Annotated in this window: 18 protein-coding genes; 8 read left to right on the forward strand and 10 right to left on the reverse strand. The window is 64.2% G+C overall.

Translation table 11 applies throughout. The annotated features are described in order from the left end of the window. Positions 1-359: 359 nt before the first annotated feature. From glnK to sutA, 3 genes are all read left to right on the forward strand, one after another. Positions 360-698, forward strand: a complete 339-nt coding sequence (gene glnK / locus AC2CGW_RS11485) for a P-II family nitrogen regulator (protein WP_002555808.1) — start codon at positions 360-362, stop codon at positions 696-698. 47 nt (positions 699-745) lie between these two features. Then, a complete protein-coding gene (locus tag AC2CGW_RS11490) occupies positions 746-2,080 on the forward strand; it encodes an ammonium transporter (RefSeq protein WP_186710912.1) in 1,335 nt (444 codons plus the stop codon). A gap of 438 nt (positions 2,081-2,518) precedes the next feature. Then, positions 2,519-2,848, forward strand: a complete 330-nt coding sequence (sutA, locus tag AC2CGW_RS11495) for a transcriptional regulator SutA (RefSeq protein WP_186667367.1) — start codon at positions 2,519-2,521, stop codon at positions 2,846-2,848. Between the two features lie 78 nt (positions 2,849-2,926). Here sutA and AC2CGW_RS11500 read toward each other — a convergent pair whose 3' ends face one another. Genes AC2CGW_RS11500 through lptM form a run of 6 tightly spaced genes read right to left on the reverse strand, consistent with a single transcriptional unit; the run spans position 2,927 to position 7,537 of the window. Next, positions 2,927-3,622 carry an HAD family hydrolase gene (locus AC2CGW_RS11500; RefSeq protein WP_186667368.1) on the reverse strand — a complete coding sequence of 232 codons (696 nt, stop codon included), beginning with the start codon at positions 3,620-3,622 and terminating at the stop codon, positions 2,927-2,929. Beyond that, positions 3,619-4,518, reverse strand: coding sequence for a tyrosine recombinase XerC (gene xerC, locus AC2CGW_RS11505; protein WP_186667369.1), 900 nt, complete (start codon positions 4,516-4,518; stop codon positions 3,619-3,621). The genes AC2CGW_RS11500 and xerC overlap by 4 nt, the downstream gene beginning before the upstream one ends. Continuing rightward, positions 4,518-5,228, reverse strand: a complete 711-nt coding sequence (locus AC2CGW_RS11510; RefSeq protein WP_484574059.1) for a DUF484 family protein — start codon at positions 5,226-5,228, stop codon at positions 4,518-4,520. Before AC2CGW_RS11510 ends, xerC begins: the two co-directional genes overlap by 1 nt. Positions 5,229-5,241: 13 nt before the next feature. Beyond that, on the reverse strand, positions 5,242-6,072 hold the full coding sequence (gene dapF / locus AC2CGW_RS11515; protein WP_186710918.1) for a diaminopimelate epimerase: 831 nt from the start codon (positions 6,070-6,072) through the stop codon (positions 5,242-5,244). A gap of 4 nt (positions 6,073-6,076) precedes the next feature. Continuing rightward, entirely contained in the window at positions 6,077-7,324 is a 1,248-nt protein-coding gene (gene lysA / locus AC2CGW_RS11520; RefSeq protein ID WP_151925471.1) for a diaminopimelate decarboxylase, read from the reverse strand. 9 nt (positions 7,325-7,333) lie between these two features. Beyond that, on the reverse strand, positions 7,334-7,537 hold the full coding sequence (gene lptM, locus AC2CGW_RS11525) for an LPS translocon maturation chaperone LptM (RefSeq protein WP_186667371.1): 204 nt from the start codon (positions 7,535-7,537) through the stop codon (positions 7,334-7,336). Positions 7,538-7,748: 211 nt separating this feature from the next. On the opposite strand from lptM, the gene cyaY reads away from it, so the two are divergent. The 3 genes from cyaY to rnk all read left to right on the forward strand — a co-directional run bounded on the left by cyaY (position 7,749) and on the right by rnk (position 8,846). Continuing rightward, positions 7,749-8,081, forward strand: a complete 333-nt coding sequence (cyaY, locus tag AC2CGW_RS11530; RefSeq protein WP_054891605.1) for an iron donor protein CyaY — start codon at positions 7,749-7,751, stop codon at positions 8,079-8,081. A 1-nt stretch (position 8,082) separates the two neighbouring features. After that, complete coding sequence (locus AC2CGW_RS11535) at positions 8,083-8,304, forward strand: DUF1289 domain-containing protein (protein WP_054891606.1); 222 nt, start codon at positions 8,083-8,085, stop codon at positions 8,302-8,304. Between the two features lie 131 nt (positions 8,305-8,435). Continuing rightward, entirely contained in the window at positions 8,436-8,846 is a 411-nt protein-coding gene (gene rnk, locus AC2CGW_RS11540; protein WP_484574060.1) for a nucleoside diphosphate kinase regulator, read from the forward strand. Between the two features lie 10 nt (positions 8,847-8,856). On the opposite strand, the gene AC2CGW_RS11545 is transcribed toward rnk, so the two are convergent. The 3 genes from AC2CGW_RS11545 to AC2CGW_RS11555 all read right to left on the reverse strand — a co-directional run bounded on the left by AC2CGW_RS11545 (position 8,857) and on the right by AC2CGW_RS11555 (position 12,504). Continuing rightward, positions 8,857-11,715 (reverse strand): class I adenylate cyclase, encoded by a 2,859-nt coding sequence (locus AC2CGW_RS11545; RefSeq protein ID WP_484574061.1) that lies wholly within the window; start codon positions 11,713-11,715, stop codon positions 8,857-8,859. Positions 11,716-11,907: 192 nt separating this feature from the next. Further along, positions 11,908-12,153, reverse strand: a complete 246-nt coding sequence (locus tag AC2CGW_RS11550; RefSeq protein ID WP_186667374.1) for a TIGR02647 family protein — start codon at positions 12,151-12,153, stop codon at positions 11,908-11,910. Between the two features lie 45 nt (positions 12,154-12,198). After that, entirely contained in the window at positions 12,199-12,504 is a 306-nt protein-coding gene (locus AC2CGW_RS11555) for a hypothetical protein (protein ID WP_054891610.1), read from the reverse strand. Between the two features lie 146 nt (positions 12,505-12,650). On the opposite strand from AC2CGW_RS11555, the gene AC2CGW_RS11560 reads away from it, so the two are divergent. Then, entirely contained in the window at positions 12,651-13,310 is a 660-nt protein-coding gene (locus AC2CGW_RS11560; RefSeq protein WP_288375926.1) for a glutathione S-transferase family protein, read from the forward strand. An 85-nt stretch (positions 13,311-13,395) separates the two neighbouring features. Here the strand turns inward: AC2CGW_RS11560 and argH are convergent, their stop codons facing one another. Then, positions 13,396-14,790: an argininosuccinate lyase gene (gene argH / locus AC2CGW_RS11565; RefSeq protein WP_186667376.1), complete on the reverse strand. Its 1,395-nt coding sequence runs from the start codon at positions 14,788-14,790 to the stop codon at positions 13,396-13,398. A gap of 311 nt (positions 14,791-15,101) precedes the next feature. Between argH and AC2CGW_RS11570 the strand changes: the two genes are divergently transcribed. Then, the gene (locus tag AC2CGW_RS11570; protein WP_186667377.1) at positions 15,102-15,842 is read left to right on the forward strand and encodes a LytR/AlgR family response regulator transcription factor; all 741 of its coding nucleotides are present in this window, start codon (positions 15,102-15,104) and stop codon (positions 15,840-15,842) included. Positions 15,843-15,878: the final 36 nt, after the last annotated feature.

Consider the following 15,878-nt stretch of genomic DNA (forward strand, 5'->3'; position numbering starts at 1 on the left):
CCGGGGGCTGGATGCACACTTTTTGAGCAGCTCGCTATGACTCTATGCACCAGAATCGTGCAGCTTTCGCCGTACTGGCCATGGGCTAATCCCGAGCATTGCACGCAACTACTTGTTTTCTGGCCTTTTGCCGGATCTGGCAAGGTTTCTGCAAAGGCCTCTGTGCGCCATGCACTGATGCAGTCCCTTGTGATCGGGCAGTGTGCAGGCGGAGCCGCAAGGGTCCCTCGTCACCCGCCGAAAACGTGCGTCGGTGGGGGAATGGAGCCGACGACGCGTTACAAAGCCAGGCGCTGCGCTTAGACTTGAGACGGGTTTGTTTTCCTGGGGCAAGTCCACCAAATCGGGAGAAGAGTTTCATGAAGCTAGTCACTGCCATCATCAAGCCGTTCAAGCTGGACGACGTGCGCGAGTCGCTGTCGGAAATCGGCGTGCAAGGCATCACCGTGACCGAAGTCAAAGGCTTCGGCCGGCAGAAAGGCCATACCGAGCTGTACCGTGGCGCCGAATACGTGGTCGATTTCCTGCCCAAGGTCAAGATCGATGTCGCCATCGATGACAAGGACCTGGACCGGGTGATCGAAGCCATCACCAAGGCGGCCAACACCGGCAAGATCGGCGACGGCAAGATCTTCGTGGTGAATCTGGAGCAGGCGATCCGCATCCGTACCGGCGAAACCGATACCGACGCGATCTAAGCGACACAACAAGCCTCACCAAACCCAAACGCCCCAGGAGAAAACAAATGACTCTGCGCAAGATCGCAGGGCTAGGAGCCCTATTGTCCCTCGTAATGCCTGGCCTTGCCCTGGCAGAGGAAGCAGCCGCCCCGGTACTGAACTCCGGCGACACCGCCTGGATGCTCACGGCCACGGCGCTGGTACTGTTCATGACCATCCCGGGCCTGGCCCTGTTCTACGGTGGCATGGTGCGCTCCAAGAACCTGCTGTCGGTGATGATGCAGTGCTTCGCCATCACCGGTCTGATCAGCGTCCTGTGGGTCATCTACGGCTACAGCATCGCCTTCGATACCACCGGCATGGAAAAGGGCGTGCTCAATTTCAACTCGTTCATCGGCGGCTTCTCCAAAGCCTTCCTCGCCGGTGTGACGCCGTCTGGCCTGACCTCGGCCACCGCGCTGTTCCCTGAGGCGGTGTTCATCACCTTCCAGATGACCTTCGCCATCATCACTCCTGCACTGATCGTCGGTGCCTTCGCCGAACGCATGAAGTTCTCCGCCATGCTGGTGTTCATGGGCGTGTGGTTCACCCTGGTCTATGCGCCGATCGCGCACATGGTCTGGAGCGGTGACGGTGCACTGATGTGGGACTGGGGCGTACTGGACTTCGCGGGCGGCACCGTGGTGCACATCAACGCCGGTATCGCAGGTCTGGTGGCGTGCCTGGTACTGGGCAAGCGCAAAGGCTACCCGACCACGCCGATGGCTCCGCACAACCTCGGCTACACCCTGGTCGGCGCGGCCATGCTGTGGATCGGCTGGTTCGGCTTCAACGCAGGTTCCGCTGCAGCGGCCAACGGCACTGCCGGCATGGCCATGCTGGTGACCCAGATCGCCACCGCCGCCGCCGCGCTGGGCTGGATGTTCGCCGAGTGGATCGGCCACGGCAAACCCAGCGCCCTGGGCATCGCTTCGGGTGTGGTCGCCGGTCTGGTCGCCATCACTCCGGCTGCCGGCACCGTCGGCCCTATGGGCGCCCTGGTAATCGGCCTGGCGTCGGGTGTGATCTGCTACTTCTGCGCCACCAGCCTCAAGCGCAAGCTGGGCTACGACGACTCGCTGGATGCCTTCGGTGTGCATGGTATTGGCGGTATCGTCGGCGCGATTCTCACTGGTGTGTTCGCAGCACCGGCCCTGGGCGGCTTCGGCGCGGTCACCGATATCGGTGCGCAGGTCTGGGTCCAGGCCAAGGGCGTGATCTTCACCGTGGCCTACACCGCCATCGTCACCTACGTGATCCTCAAGGTGCTGGACGTGGTAATGGGCCTGCGGGTCAACGAAGAAGAAGAGTCGGTCGGCCTCGACCTGGCTCAGCACAACGAGCGCGGCTACAACCTGTAACCGCCCTGCAGTAAAAAACTTGCCCGGCTTGTCCGGGCATTTTTTTGCCTGATTTTTACCGTTTCGCCGGTAGGCAAACGGTTTATCCGGCACGTTCGTGACGCAGGCAGAAAACTTACAGAAAAGCGGGTACTGATGGAGCTTTGTTTTTTCTCCCGGCGCGCTAGAATGCGCGCCGGAAGGGTGTTTGCAGTGCCTTCCACACACTTCGCCACGCTTTGCTAGGCTTGCCAATAGCGCAAGGCCAGCAGCGGTGGCTCAAGGATTTCGTCAGATCCCGCCAGGAGCTGGGATCTGCTGGGTGAAACGCCCTCACCAGGGGCCGCACATCCAAGGCAGTGGCCAACCCACGGCCAGTTGAATTTTCACTGGTGGCTGCCGGTCTACGGCATCACTGGTCTATAACTAACCTGCTTTTCGCAAGTCATGAGGTAGAACATGAGCGACGACGATCTGGAAAATGATGACCTCGAAGTAGGCGACGAAGACGAGGGTGATGAGGCCCTTGACGCGGCATCCGACGACGGCGCGGAAGACGCCGGCGACGACGACAGCAGCCCTGCACCTGCCGCCAAAGGCAAGTCCAAGGCGGCAGTCTCGGTAGACGAGATGCCGAGCATGGAAGCCAAGCAGAAGGAGCGCGACGCGCTGGCGCGCGCCATGGAAGAGTTCCTGGCACGCGGTGGCAAGGTCCAGGAAGTCGAGGCCAACGTGGTTGCCGATCCGCCCAAGAAGCCGGACAACAAGTACGGCAGCCGCCCTATCTGAGTGGCTGGATACAAGAAAGCCCGCCGTCGCTGCGGGCTTTTTTGTGGGTGGAATCCGACGTGCCCCGCGATAGGGCCGTCAGCGCCAGCGTGCGAGCACGTCGGGCAGTTGCGACAGGCGCTGGATCTCGGCATCCGGCGCCTGCTCGCCGGCCCAGGCCTTACCCTGGGGGTTGAACCAGATCGCGCGTAGGCCGGCGCGTTGGGCCCCAGCGATGTCGTCTCCCGGGTGATCGCCGATGTGTACCGCCGCACTGGCTTCGACCTCGCCGCGCTTGAGCGCTTCGCGGAACGGCGCCGGGTCCGGCTTGCCGATCCCCAGGTCCTCGGCGCACAGGGCGAAGCGGAAGTAGTCCGAGATCCCCAGCCGCCGCACATCGGCATTGCCGTTGGTCACGACGCCCAGCACATAGTGATGGCGCAGGATCTCCAGTACCGGCTGCACTTCGGGAAACACCTCGACCTGATGCCGGGCATGCAGGAACACCTCGAAGGCTTCATTGGCAAGCTCCTGGGCGTGTTGCTCGCTGTAGCCGACGTCGGACAGTGCGTGGAACAGCACGCGCCGGCGCAGGGCGCTGATGCGGTGCTTGAGGCCCGGTTCGGCTTGCACCAGGCGTTCGCGGATGGCATACAGGTGCTCGACCGGCACACCGCCCAGGTTTGGGGCATTGGCGGCAAGCCAGTCGCGCAGGACGGTCTCGGCACTGGCGATCACCGGTGCGGTGTCCCACAGGGTGTCGTCCAGGTCGAAGGTGATCAGCTTGATACTCATGAGTCGCTGCCTTTGCTGCGTTTGGCCCGTGGATGGGCGCTGTCGTACACGGCGGCCAGGTGCTGGAAGTCCAGGTGGGTGTAGATCTGCGTGGTGCTGATGTCGGCGTGGCCGAGCATCTCCTGTACCGCGCGCAGGTCCTGGGACGATTCGAGCAGGTGGCTGGCGAAGGAGTGGCGGAGCATGTGCGGGTGCAGGTGCTGGCCCAGTTCGCGTTCGCCGGCGACCTTGACCCGCAACTGGATGGCCCGTGGCCCCAGGCGCTTGCCTTGGCGGGTGACGAACATCGCCCCGTCGCGTGGCGCGCTGATCCCGCGCAGTTTCAGCCACGCCTGCAGCGCCTCGCGCGCCTTGCGCCCGACCGGCAGGACGCGGGCCTTGCCACCCTTGCCCTGCACCTGGACCAGCCCGCCCGCCAGGTCCAGTTGTTCGAGGTCGAGGTTGGTCAGTTCCGACAGGCGCAGGCCCGAGGAATAGAACAGTTCGAGAATGGCCTGGTCACGACGGGCGATGAAGTCGTCGTCGACGCCGCCGTCGAGCAGTTGCAGGGCGCGGTCGGTGTCGAGGGTCTTGGGCAGGCGACGCTCACCCTTGGGCGGGGTCAGGCCGTTGGCCGGGTCATGCTGGCAAAGCCCCTCACGGTTGAGGTAGCGATACAGGCCGCGCACCGCCGAAAGCAGGCGCGCCAGGCTGCGCGATGATTGGCCGTGGTGGTGCAGGCGCGCCACCAGCTGGCGCAATTGCTGGATCTGCAGGGCCTGCCAACTGGCGATGCCCTGGGTGTTGCAGAATTCGACCACCTTCTCCAGGTCGCGGCGGTAGGCCAGCTGGGTGTGCTCGGACACCTGGCGCTCGTTGCGCAGGTGCGCGCAATAAGCTTCCAGCTGGCGTTCCATCAGCGCACCGAGCGCAGCGTCTGGGTGAAGCGCGGAACCACGCGACCGAGGACTTCGGCGATGTAGGTGAGGAACAGGGTGCCGACGCTGCTCTTGTAGTGCTGCGGGTCGCGGCTGCCAATGGCCAGCACGCCGTGCAGGCCCTGGTGCTCGAGCGAGGCGACGGCACTGGAACCGACATCCTTGCGCTGGTCTTCGCCGAACAGGAAGGCCAGCTCATGCTCGCGCAGGTTGCCGCTGACCGTCTTGCCGCTGCCCAGCAGGCCACCGATGGCCTGTTGCGCCTCGGCACCGCTGACCCAGCGCCCGACCGGCGCGGCGTTCTCACCGAACAGGATCAGGCTGACGAAAGGCACCTGGAACTCCTGGCGCAGGCTGTCTTCGACCGCCATCACCACCTCTTCCAGGCTGCTGGCGTCGAGCAGGTCGAGGATCAGGCGGCGGGTCTTGTCGAACAGCCGGTCGTTGTCGCGTGCCACATCCATCAATTGCGACAGGCGATGGCGCATCTCGATGTTGCGGTCGCGCAGCAGCTTGAGCTGGCGCTCCACCAGCGACACGCTGTCGCCGCGCTGGTGGGGGATGCGCTGCTCGATGAGCAGTTCGTCATGCTCGGCGAAGAAGGTTGGGTGGGCACGCAGGTAGGCGACCACCGTCTCGGCGTCGAGGTCGGCGGCTTGCTCGGGTACAACCTGTGGCTGATCGGTCATGGCGGATACTCGCTTAGAGACGAACCTGTCCTTCGTAGACGCGTACGGCCGGGCCGGTCATCAGCACCGGTTTGCCGGGGCCGGCCCATTCGATGCTCAGACGCCCGCCCGGCAGGTCGATGGACACGGGAGAATCCATCCAGCCCTGGGCGATGGCTGCTACGGCGGCGGCGCAGGCGCCGGTGCCGCAGGCCTGGGTTTCGCCGGCACCGCGCTCCCATACCCGCAGGTTGGCACGGTGACGGTCGACGACCTGGATGAAGCCGGCGTTGACCCGCTGCGGGAAGCGCGGATGGTGCTCGATCTTCGGCCCCAGCTCGTGCACGGGGGCGCTGCGCACGTCATCGACGCGCAGCACCGAATGCGGGTTGCCCATGGACACCGCGGCGATCGAGTGGACCTGGCCATCGACCTCCAGTGGATAACTCAGCGCCTGCTGGTCGGCGATGAATGGGATATCGGCCGGGATGAAGCGCGGCGGGCCCATGTCGACACAGACCTGGCCATCGTTCTGCACATCCAGCTCGATGACACCGCCTTTGGTTTCGACGCGGATGCGCTTCTTCGCGGTCAGGCGCTTGTCCAGCACGAAACGGGCGAAGCAGCGCGCGCCGTTGCCGCACTGTTCGACTTCGGAGCCGTCGGCATTGAAGATCCGGTAGCGGAAGTCCACTTCCGGATTGCTCGGCGCCTCGACGATCAGCAGCTGGTCGAAGCCGATGCCGGTATGGCGGTCACCCCACTGCTTGGCATGCTTGGGCTGGATGTGCGCGTGCTGGCTGACCAGGTCCAGGACCATGAAGTCGTTGCCCAGCCCGTGCATCTTGGTGAAACGCAGCAGCATGGGTTCACTCCGGCAGCAGGCTTTCGCCGGCGAACAGTTCGGCAATGGTCTCGCGGCGGCGGACTTCGAAGGCCTGGTCGCCATCGACCAGGATTTCGGCGCAACGGCCACGGGTGTTGTAGTTCGAGCTCATGACGAAACCATAGGCGCCCGCAGACTGCACGGCCAGCAGGTCGCCTTCGGCGAGGTTCAGCTGGCGGTCCTTGGCGAGGAAGTCACCGGTTTCGCAGATCGGGCCGACCAGGTCGTAGGCACGGCCTTCGCCTTCGCGTGGCTTGACCGCGCTGACGCCCATCCAGGCCTGGTACAGCGCCGGACGGATCAGGTCGTTCATCGCCGCATCGATGATGGCGAAGTCCTTGTGCTCGGTGTGCTTGAGGTATTCGACGCGGGTCAGCAGCACGCCGCCGTTGGCGACGATGTAGCGGCCGGGCTCGAACACCAGGGCCAGGTCGCGTGCGCCGACGCGCTCGCGGATGGCCTTGATGTAGTCGGCGACCAGCGGTGGCTGTTCGTCGCGATAGCGCACGCCGACGCCGCCGCCCAGGTCGAGGTGACGCAGGTGGATACCGCAGTCGGCAAGGCGGTCGACCAGGTCGAGCAGGCGGTCGAGGGCGTCAAGGAACGGGTCGACGGTGGTCAGCTGCGAACCGATGTGGCAGTCGACACCGACCACGTCCAGGTTGGGCAACTGTGCGGCACGCACGTAGATGGCTTCGGCATCGGCGATGGCGATACCGAACTTGTTCTCTTTGAGGCCGGTGGAAATGTACGGGTGGGTGCCGGCATCGACGTCCGGGTTGACCCGCAGCGAGACCGGGGCGACCTTGCCCATCTCGGCGGCCACCACTTGCAGGCGCTCGAGTTCGTCGGTGGATTCGACGTTGAAGCAGTGCACGCCGACTTCCAGTGCGCGGCGCATGTCTTCACGGGTCTTGCCGACGCCGGAGAACACCACGCGGTCGGCACGGCCGCCAGCGGCCAGTACACGCTCCAGTTCACCACCGGAAACGATGTCGAAGCCTGCGCCCAGACGAGCCAGCAGGTTCAGCACGCCGAGGTTGGAGTTGGCCTTGACCGCGAAGCACACCAGGTGCTCGACCCCTTGCAGGGCGTCGGTGTAGCTACGGTACTGGCCCTCGATGTGGGCGCGCGAGTAGACGTAGGTGGGCGTGCCGAAACGTTCGGCAATGGCCGACAGGGCCACGCCTTCCGCGAACAGTTCACCGTCGCGGTAGTTGAATGCGTCCATTGGATTTCCTTACTGCGCTGGCGACTGCTCGGGCAGCGATTCTTCGTCTTGCGGGGCGGCCTTGGCCGGCTGCGCGTGCTGGTGCGACGACTTGCGTGCGCTCTTGCCGTCCTTGCCGTCTTCAGGCAGGTACAGGGGGCCTTTCTGACCGCAGGCCGAAACGAGGCAGGCTACAGCGACCAGCGCCGCAATGGAGGAAATCAGGCGCTTCATGGGTGAAATCCTTTGAAATAAGCAGTATTGCGCCCGAGTATACCGAGCGACCGCCGGATTGCCTATGCAAGGGCCGGTCCGTCGGGCGGGCCAGGCTTGCTGGTTGTGAGGGTTGGGCTCGGTGCTGCCGGTCGCTAGTCTTTGCAATCAGCGCCCAGCGGTCGTATCGTGCCCGGCTTGCGTGTGTGCAGCCATTTTCGAGGTTCCTGCAATGAGTTTGAGCGAAGCGCGTTTCCACGACCTGGTCGACGCGACCCAACAGGCCCTGGAGGATCTGTTCGACGAGACCGACCTGGACCTGGACATGGAAAACTCCGCCGGTGTCCTGACGATCAAGTTCGACAACGGCAGCCAACTGATCTTCAGCCGCCAGGAGCCGCTGCGTCAGCTGTGGCTGGCCGACCGCTCGGGCGGTTTCCACTTCGACTATGACGAAGAGAGCGGCAAGTGGGTCTGCGAGAAGAGCGAAGAACTGCTCGGCGAGATGCTCGAGCGCATCGTCTGGGAGCGGGTCGGCGAGAAGCTGGACTTCGACGAGATCTGAGATGAGCGAGCAACCGCGGCCGCCCAAGCCGCTCTACAGCAATGTCAGCCCGGCCGTGCCTTCGCCGTGCATCAGCGTCTGCCGTCTCGACGAGCGCCGTGTCTGCACTGGATGCATGCGTCATGTGGAGCATATCCGCGAATGGCGTTCGGCCGATGACGAGCGGCGGCGGCAGATCTGCCGCGAGGCTGACGCACTGAGGGCTTCGACGCCACAGGCTTGAGTATTTGCCCGGCTGTGGTAGTGTCAGTCCGGTACTGGCCGCGCCAGAAGCATTCTCAAACCCCGCCCTTGGGCGGGGTTTTGCTTTATCTACAGCTTGAAATACTTCGTTGAAAGGAGTCTGACTGGACCATGAGCACCAAGCCTTCCCTCATCCTCACCCGACTGGACGTGCAGCGTCTTGAGCGTCTGCTCGACAGCCTCGACGAAAGCACGCCGGGTGTGCTCGCCCTGCAGGACGAGCTGGACCGCGCCGAACAGGTGGTCGGCCACGAGGAGGTCCCGGCGGGCGTGGTGACCATGAACTCGCGCGTGCACTGCCGCGAGGAAGCCACCGGCAAAGATTATCACCTGACCCTGGTCTACCCGAAGGACGCAGGCGTGGAAGGCAACGTCTCGATCCTCGCACCGATCGGTTGCGCGCTGCTCGGCCTGTCGGTGGGCGACCAGATCGACTGGCCGGCGCCAGGCGGCAAGACGCTCAAGCTCAAGCTGCTCGCCGTGGAATACCAGCCTGAAGCGGCAGGTGATTTCGATCTCTGAACGGCATCAGCTACAAACAAGCCTGTAGCTGCTCCAGCCCATCATTGAGCGACTGCTCCAGTTCGCGCTTGTAGCGCAGGAACAGCACCGTCGAGCCCTGTTCGTCCTCGAGCAGCTCGGACAGGTCCAGGTCGGTGATGTAGCAGCGGTAGTTCCCGGCGCTGCGGCGCTGGCGCAGAATCTGCCGGGCGACCACGGCATACAGCTGGTCGCCGTGATCGAGCTGGGAAAACTCCTGCTGGTCGCAATACAGCGTGACATGCACGTCATCCCCCGCGCCTGCCTGGAGAATCGCCTGCACTTCGTAGTACGGCTGGCCGCTCGCGACCTGTGGCGCGGGCCGAGGCTCCAGGGCACGGCATTTGCCTGGGCCGTTGGGCAGTAGCTGGTAGTAGAGGATGTCCAGCGCGGCCTGCTGCAGGCTGTCGAGCGGCAACTGGGCATCGCGGCGCACCACCACCGACTGCAGGAAGCGTTGCAGGGGCAGCAGCAGGTGGCTTTCGTCCTGCAGTGGCAGCCGCTGCTGCCAGAGTGCGTTGTATTCGTCGAGTACGTAGAGCTCGGCCCAGCCTTCGTGCAGGCGATAGAACACCTGGATGCAGCCCTCTTGACCCTGTTCCAGCACCAGTGGCAGGTCGTGGTCCTGCAGGGCATTGGCGTCCAGGTACAGCGGGCTGTACTGGCTGCGCTCCTCGCCGAGGTGGGCGAGCACGGCATCCTGATCGTCCAGGGTGGTCAGGCTGACCTGGCCAGGCACCAGGTCCAGCACATGGGTGTGCTGCGCCACTTGCAGCAGGTAGCGGTGGTTCAGGCCCTGATCCAGCAGCAACTGCACGGTCTCGAAGATGTCCTCGACGCGCTGGGCGATCGCTTGCGCACGGTTGTGGCAGAAACAGCGCACCCGTAGCCGTGGACGCTGCGTGCGCGGTCCCTGGCTGTTGAGGAAGTCACGCAGGCAGCGCATCAGCGCGTGCTCGCCGTCGTAGCGCTGCACCAGCACTTCGTTCCAACTGTTCAGGGTGATCTGGTCGAAGGTCAGCACCAGGTTTTCGCGCACCCCGGCATAGCTCAGCGAGTCGGTGCGCTCGGTGGTCATCAGGATGTTCAGGTCGCGGTGATGACGCAGCGGGTCGATGCCAACGTTGACCAGCAGCAGGATCTCGTCGGCCACGCTGGGTTGCAGCAGGCGTATTTCGCTGACGGTTTCCAGCGGTAGCGCGATGGTCTGCTGCAGGCTGCCGAGCAGGTTGAACAGCTCGAACTCGCTCAGGTCGCTGACACCGGGGTGCAGGGCCAGACGTGTGCTGCTGTCGATCACGCCGTTGCGGTGTGCCCAGGTCAGCAGTTCGAGCAGCTCGCGGCAGCGTTTGATCGGGCTGAAATGCTCCCACTCGTGCACGCCCAGGTTGCCGTTGTACAGGCCCCAGTGGTGGGTGCCCGGCTCCTTGCGGTTGGGCGACTGGACGAGGGTGAGGGTATCTTCGGCGATGTCCGGGGCGATGCCCGGGTTGATCACCTCGATCTTGCCGGCGCGGCGCTCGAAGGCCGCGTACAGGCGCCGACCCAGCACGTTGAGGTCGCGTTGATCGGCGCGGCTGCTGGCGCTCTGGTCGCGTGCGAACTGGCTGAGGAAGCGGTAGCTGTAGTTCAGCTCGGCCACCAGCTCGCGACGCTCGACCGCCACCTGGCGGACCTTCCACTGGCTGCGGCTGTCGAGCAGCGCCAGTTGGCGCTCGTCCCACCCCCACTCGTCGGTCAGGCGCTCCAGGAGCTGGCGCTGCCAGCCGGTGCTGCGCGTGCGGGGCAGGGCGCTGAGCTTCTTGTTGACCTTCAGGTAGAGGCTGCGCCGCACCAGCTCCAGGCGTGCATGTTCGCCACGGCGCTGCAGGTACTGCTCGATGCGGCGGTAGACCATGACATATGGGTCCAGCTCGTCGAGGTCCAGGCGGTTGGCGAACACCGCGCGCTTGTAGTCCAGGCTCAGGCAGCGTACTTCGGGGTGTTCGCTGGCGTAGACCTCGGTCAGCAGCAGCTTGAGCAGCGACTTGTAGGGCGAGTCGATGCCCTTGAACAGTTGCCACAGCCCTGCGCCGACGAACTCCCCGGGCGGGATGTGTGCGAGGTGGCCGAGGTCAAGGTCGTCCTGGGCGCGAATGAAGCGCTTGGACAGCAGCGTCTGGGTGTAGGCGTGGTAGTTGTGCTCTTCGTAGACCGGCACCAGCCACCACAGCGGCGTGCGTCCGGCCAGCCAGATCGCCGTGCGATAGAACTCGTCGAGCAGCAGGTAATGCTGGGTGGTGCCGCAGTCGTCGGAGCTGAGCTGGCTGTCGCGTTCGCCCTGGACAAAGCCCTGGGGCTCGATCAGGAAGAAATGCGCCTCGGCGCCCTGGGTGGCGGCCCAGGCTTCGAGCAACTGGCATTTGCGCCGCAGCTCGGCCAGGGCGCCTTCGCCAATGCCCGGTGCATGACAGACCCACAGGTCCATGTCGCTTTGCTCGGCCTGGGCCAGGGTGCCGAGGCTGCCCATGAGGAACAGGCCATGAATCGGCCGTGGCGGGTTGCCGTGGCGGGCCTTGTAGGTGAACGACCGGGTCAGGCGCTGGGCTTCGGCCAGCAGGTCGGCGTCCGGCTCGAAGCCCGAGACGCCCGCAGGCGTGCTGCCTGACACATAGCCCGGCAGCAGCGGATGATTGACGTGGAAGAACAGCGGCAGCAGCGTCAGTACCTGCTGCTGGCGGCTGGAGAGCCCTTCCTTGGCCCGCGCGAGACGGCCCTCGTTCAGTTGTAGAAAGCGCCCACGCAGGGTCGACAGCACCTTGCGGTCGATACCTTCGTGCAGATCGGGGCGGATTTCATGGGGGTGGTTCATGACGCACTCAGGCAGGCCGGGGGAGCACCGGCGAGTTTAGCCTGAGTGGCGAGGTCGGATAAGAGGGTGAGTGGCATTTTGACGCCATTTTTCCAGCGCCTTAGGGGTGTGGTGTCTTTATGGGCCTCATCGCGGGACAAGTCGGAGCGCCGAACCGCCGCTCCGACTTGTCCCGCGATGAGGCCGTTACAGTCATGCAGGCTGTGGGCTTTTCAGAACATTCAACAGCAACTGCACGCTCTCCACCGCATCGTGGCCCAGGCTGGTCAGGTAACCACCGTCTGGCTGGTCGGTCAGTTGCTTGGCATGCAGGCGTTTGGCCGCGGCGACCAGCGCTGGCGAGGCATTGGCGTGAATCTTGATCCCTTCCTGGCTGCTGTCGAGGTTGAACAGCGCAAGGACTTCCAGTTCGGCGATCAATTCGGGGGTGAAGGACATGAGCGACTCCTGACTTCCAGACAAGGACGGAAGTCAGGAGTGTAGTCAGGCTTCGTCGTCGTCGCCTTGATTTGCCTCAGGTGGCAATTCCGGCAGGGCGCGCAGGGCATTTTCGTACCACTCGGTATCGAATGCGCGATCCTCGGTGAGCAACGCGTCGATCTCGATGGCCAGCACGTGGGCCATGAGGTTGAGGATGTCCTCGCGCTCGTAGCCGACCAGGGTCAGCTTGTTGAAGGTAGCCTTGGCGGCAGGCGGATTGCCACTCTCGATCTGGTTCTCGATGGCCTGGGTCAGCGTCGCCTCGGCGAATTCTTCGTCGTCGTTTTCGATGTCGGTGGGTTCGCTCATGGCGCTACTCCTGTGATGAAAGCGACAGTGTGCCATGCCTGTGTCGGCAATGCCCGGTCATCGACGCGCGCCATGATGCTGGTCAGGGGATGGCCAGGCGGCTATAACAGCCAGGCCAACCCCTTACGGCCTGGAGGCTGTCGTTCATGCTCAAGCTCTACGGATTCGCGGTCAGCAACTACTACAACATGGTCAAGCTGGCCCTGCTGGAAAAAGGCGTGCCCTTCGAGGAGGTGCCGTTCGTTTCCGGGCAGACACCCGAGGTGCTGGCCATCAGCCCGCGTGGCAAGGTTCCGGTGCTGGGAACCGAACACGGCTTTCTCAGCGAGACAAACGTGATCCTCGATTACATCGAGCAGACCCACCCCGAGCATCCGCTGCTGCCCAGTGATGCATTCGGGCAGGCCAAGGTGCGTGAGCTGCTCAAGGAGATCGAGCTGTACATCGAACTGCCGGCACGTACCTGCTACGCCGAAGCGTTCTTCGGTACGGCGGTGGAGCCGCTGGTCAAGGAGCGAGCGCGCAGCGAGCTGCTGGCAGGTTTTGCCACGCTCAAGCGCAACGGCAAGTTCGCGCCTTATGTCGCTGGCGAAAAGCTGACCCTGGCTGACCTGATGTTCTGCTTCTCGGTCGACCTGGCGTGTGCGGTAGGCAAGAAGGTGCTGGGGATCGATTTCCTGGCGGACTTCCCCCAGGCAGCGGCGCTGTTGGGGAAGCTGCGCGAGCATCCGCACATGGCGCGGATCGTGGCGGACAAGGAGGCGGCGATGCCGAAGTTCATGGAGATGGTGCGGAACAAGCGGTGATTGGAAGAGGGGCCGCTGCGCGGCCCATCGCGGCGCAAGGCCGCTCCCACAGGGGGCGAGGTGTCCTGTGGGAGCGGCCTTGTGCTTAGCGCGAAGCCAGCAGCGCCTTGCCGCGTGCCACCGCCGCACGCACCTGCGCCGGCGCGGTGCCGCCGATGTGGTTGCGCGCGTTCACCGAGCCTTCCAGGGTGAGTACGGCAAACACGTCCTGTTCGATCTGGTCGCTGAACTGACGCAGTTCCTCCAGGCTCATCTCGGCCAGATCCTTGCCGGTGTCGACGCCATACTTCACGGCGTGACCGACAATCTCGTGGCAGTCACGGAAGGGCAGGCCACGGCGCACCAGGTAGTCGGCAAGGTCGGTGGCGGTGGAGAAACCACGCAGCGCCGCTTCACGCATGATGGCGTGCTTGGGCTTGATCGCCGGGATCATGTCGGCAAAGGCACGCAGCGAGTCGCGCAGGGTGTCGGCGGCGTCGAACAGCGGTTCCTTGTCTTCCTGGTTATCCTTGTTGTAGGCCAGCGGCTGGCCTTTCATCAGCGTGAGCAGGCCGGTCAGGGCGCCGAACACGCGGCCGGTCTTGCCACGCACCAGCTCCGGGACATCCGGGTTCTTCTTCTGCGGCATGATCGAGCTGCCGGTGCAGAAACGATCAGGCAGGTCGATGAACTGGAACTGCGCGCTCGTCCACAGCACCAGCTCTTCGGAGAAGCGCGACAGGTGCATCATCGCCACGCTGGCGGCCGCACAGAATTCGATGGCGAAGTCACGGTCCGAGACGCCGTCCAGCGAGTTGCCGGCCACGGCTTCGAAGCCCAGCAGCTTGCAGGTCAGCTCACGGTCGATCGGGTAGGTGGTGCCGGCCAGCGCTGCGCTGCCCAGTGGCATGCGGTTGGCGCGCTTGCGGCAGTCGACCAGGCGCTCGTAGTCGCGGCTGAGCATTTCGAACCAGGCCAGCAGATGGTGGCCGAAGGTCACCGGCTGGGCGGTCTGCAGGTGGGTGAAGCCGGGCATGACGGTTTCGGCTTCGCGCTCGGCCTGTTCCAGCAGACCCTGCTGCAGGCGGGTGATCTCGCCCAGGATCAGGTCGATTTCGTCACGCAGCCACAGGCGGATGTCGGTGGCGACCTGGTCGTTGCGGCTGCGGCCGGTGTGCAGCTTCTTGCCAGTGATGCCGATGCGGTCGGTCAGGCGGGCCTCGATGTTCATGTGCACGTCTTCGAGGTCGACACGCCAGTCGAACTGGCCCGCTTCGATTTCACCCTGGATGGTCTTCAGGCCATCGATGATGGTGTCGCGCTCGGCGTCGGAGAGTACGCCGACCTGCGCCAGCATGGTGGCGTGGGCGATCGAACCCATGATGTCGTGACGGTACAGGCGCTTGTCGAAATCGACCGAGGCGGTGAAACGGGCGACGAAGGCGTCGACGGGCTCACTGAAGCGGCCGCCCCAGGACTGGTTGGTCTTGTCGGTGCTCATGGATCCACTCATAGAAGGCGTGAATGAAAAAGTGGCGCCGATCATAGCAGGGTTGGGCTTCGCTAAGCAGGGCGCCGGTCGCGAGAAAATTGCCGGTGTACGCAGGGTGGGCGGGCGCCACAGGATATTCAACGATTGAACGGCAGTGTTCCACGGACCGTCTACAGTTTGACAGAGGACTGGCAGCGATTCTGCCAGACCAGTGAATCTTTGGCCTTCGCATGGGTCTGTAGCGTGACCGTTACAACGGTCACCGACTCCTGTCTACGCTTGTACCCACTGCGAGACTCACTCAGGAATCCAGCGCAATTATGAATGTCCTGATCGTTGATGATGAACCCCAGGCCCGCGAGCGCCTGAGCCGACTGCTCGGTGAACTCGAGGGCTATACGGTGCTTGAGCCCAGCGCCACCAATGGCGAGGAGGCCCTGGCGCTGATCGACAGCCTCAAACCCGATGTCGTCCTGCTGGACACCCGCATGCCGGGCCTCGATGGCTTGCAGGTGGCAGCACGCCTGTGCGAACGCGAGGCGCCACCGGCGCTGGTGTTCTGCCTCGATGACGACGAGCAGGAGGCGTTCAGCCACAGTGCCCTCAGCCATGTCGGCCGCACGACCCAGCCCCAGGCCCTGCGCGATGCCCTGCGCAAGGCGGAAAAGCCCAACCGCACCCAGCTCGCCGCCCTGACCCGTCCGGCCAACGAAGGCGGAGGCGGCCCGCGCAGCCATATCAGTGCGCGAACGCGCAAGGGTATCGAGCTGATTCCCCTGCCCCAGGTGATCTACTTCATTGCCGACCACAAGTACGTGACCCTGCGTCACGAGTCCGGCGAAGTGCTGCTGGACGAGCCGCTGAAATCGCTGGAAGACGAATTCGGCGAGCGTTTCGTGCGTATCCATCGCAACGCCCTGGTGGCCCGTGAACGTATCGAGCGCCTGCAGCGCACGCCGCTGGGGCATTTCCAGCTGTTTCTCAAAGGCCTTGACGGTGATGCCCTGACCGTCAGCCGTCGACATGTGGCCGGCGTACGCAAGATGATGCAGACGCTCTGACCGAGGCGAATGACGGCTGCTGCCAGGGATGGCCGG

The organism is Pseudomonas sp. SYWMCR5, assembly GCF_057197165.1.

What these genes read in the sequence shown, in the direction of transcription:
- glnK (WP_002555808.1), top strand. Translation starts at nt 360, where the DNA reads ATGAAGCTAGTCACTGCCATCATCAAGCCGTTCAAGCTGGACGACGTG.
- AC2CGW_RS11490 (WP_186710912.1), top strand. Translation starts at nt 746, where the DNA reads ATGACTCTGCGCAAGATCGCAGGGCTAGGAGCCCTATTGTCCCTCGTA.
- sutA (WP_186667367.1), top strand. Translation starts at nt 2,519, where the DNA reads ATGAGCGACGACGATCTGGAAAATGATGACCTCGAAGTAGGCGACGAA.
- AC2CGW_RS11500 (WP_186667368.1), bottom strand. Translation starts at nt 3,622, where the DNA reads ATGAGTATCAAGCTGATCACCTTCGACCTGGACGACACCCTGTGGGAC.
- xerC (WP_186667369.1), bottom strand. Translation starts at nt 4,518, where the DNA reads ATGGAACGCCAGCTGGAAGCTTATTGCGCGCACCTGCGCAACGAGCGC.
- AC2CGW_RS11510 (WP_484574059.1), bottom strand. Translation starts at nt 5,228, where the DNA reads ATGACCGATCAGCCACAGGTTGTACCCGAGCAAGCCGCCGACCTCGAC.
- dapF (WP_186710918.1), bottom strand. Translation starts at nt 6,072, where the DNA reads ATGCTGCTGCGTTTCACCAAGATGCACGGGCTGGGCAACGACTTCATG.
- lysA (WP_151925471.1), bottom strand. Translation starts at nt 7,324, where the DNA reads ATGGACGCATTCAACTACCGCGACGGTGAACTGTTCGCGGAAGGCGTG.
- lptM (WP_186667371.1), bottom strand. Translation starts at nt 7,537, where the DNA reads ATGAAGCGCCTGATTTCCTCCATTGCGGCGCTGGTCGCTGTAGCCTGC.
- cyaY (WP_054891605.1), top strand. Translation starts at nt 7,749, where the DNA reads ATGAGTTTGAGCGAAGCGCGTTTCCACGACCTGGTCGACGCGACCCAA.
- AC2CGW_RS11535 (WP_054891606.1), top strand. Translation starts at nt 8,083, where the DNA reads ATGAGCGAGCAACCGCGGCCGCCCAAGCCGCTCTACAGCAATGTCAGC.
- rnk (WP_484574060.1), top strand. Translation starts at nt 8,436, where the DNA reads ATGAGCACCAAGCCTTCCCTCATCCTCACCCGACTGGACGTGCAGCGT.
- AC2CGW_RS11545 (WP_484574061.1), bottom strand. Translation starts at nt 11,715, where the DNA reads ATGAACCACCCCCATGAAATCCGCCCCGATCTGCACGAAGGTATCGAC.
- AC2CGW_RS11550 (WP_186667374.1), bottom strand. Translation starts at nt 12,153, where the DNA reads ATGTCCTTCACCCCCGAATTGATCGCCGAACTGGAAGTCCTTGCGCTG.
- AC2CGW_RS11555 (WP_054891610.1), bottom strand. Translation starts at nt 12,504, where the DNA reads ATGAGCGAACCCACCGACATCGAAAACGACGACGAAGAATTCGCCGAG.
- AC2CGW_RS11560 (WP_288375926.1), top strand. Translation starts at nt 12,651, where the DNA reads ATGCTCAAGCTCTACGGATTCGCGGTCAGCAACTACTACAACATGGTC.
- argH (WP_186667376.1), bottom strand. Translation starts at nt 14,790, where the DNA reads ATGAGCACCGACAAGACCAACCAGTCCTGGGGCGGCCGCTTCAGTGAG.
- AC2CGW_RS11570 (WP_186667377.1), top strand. Translation starts at nt 15,102, where the DNA reads ATGAATGTCCTGATCGTTGATGATGAACCCCAGGCCCGCGAGCGCCTG.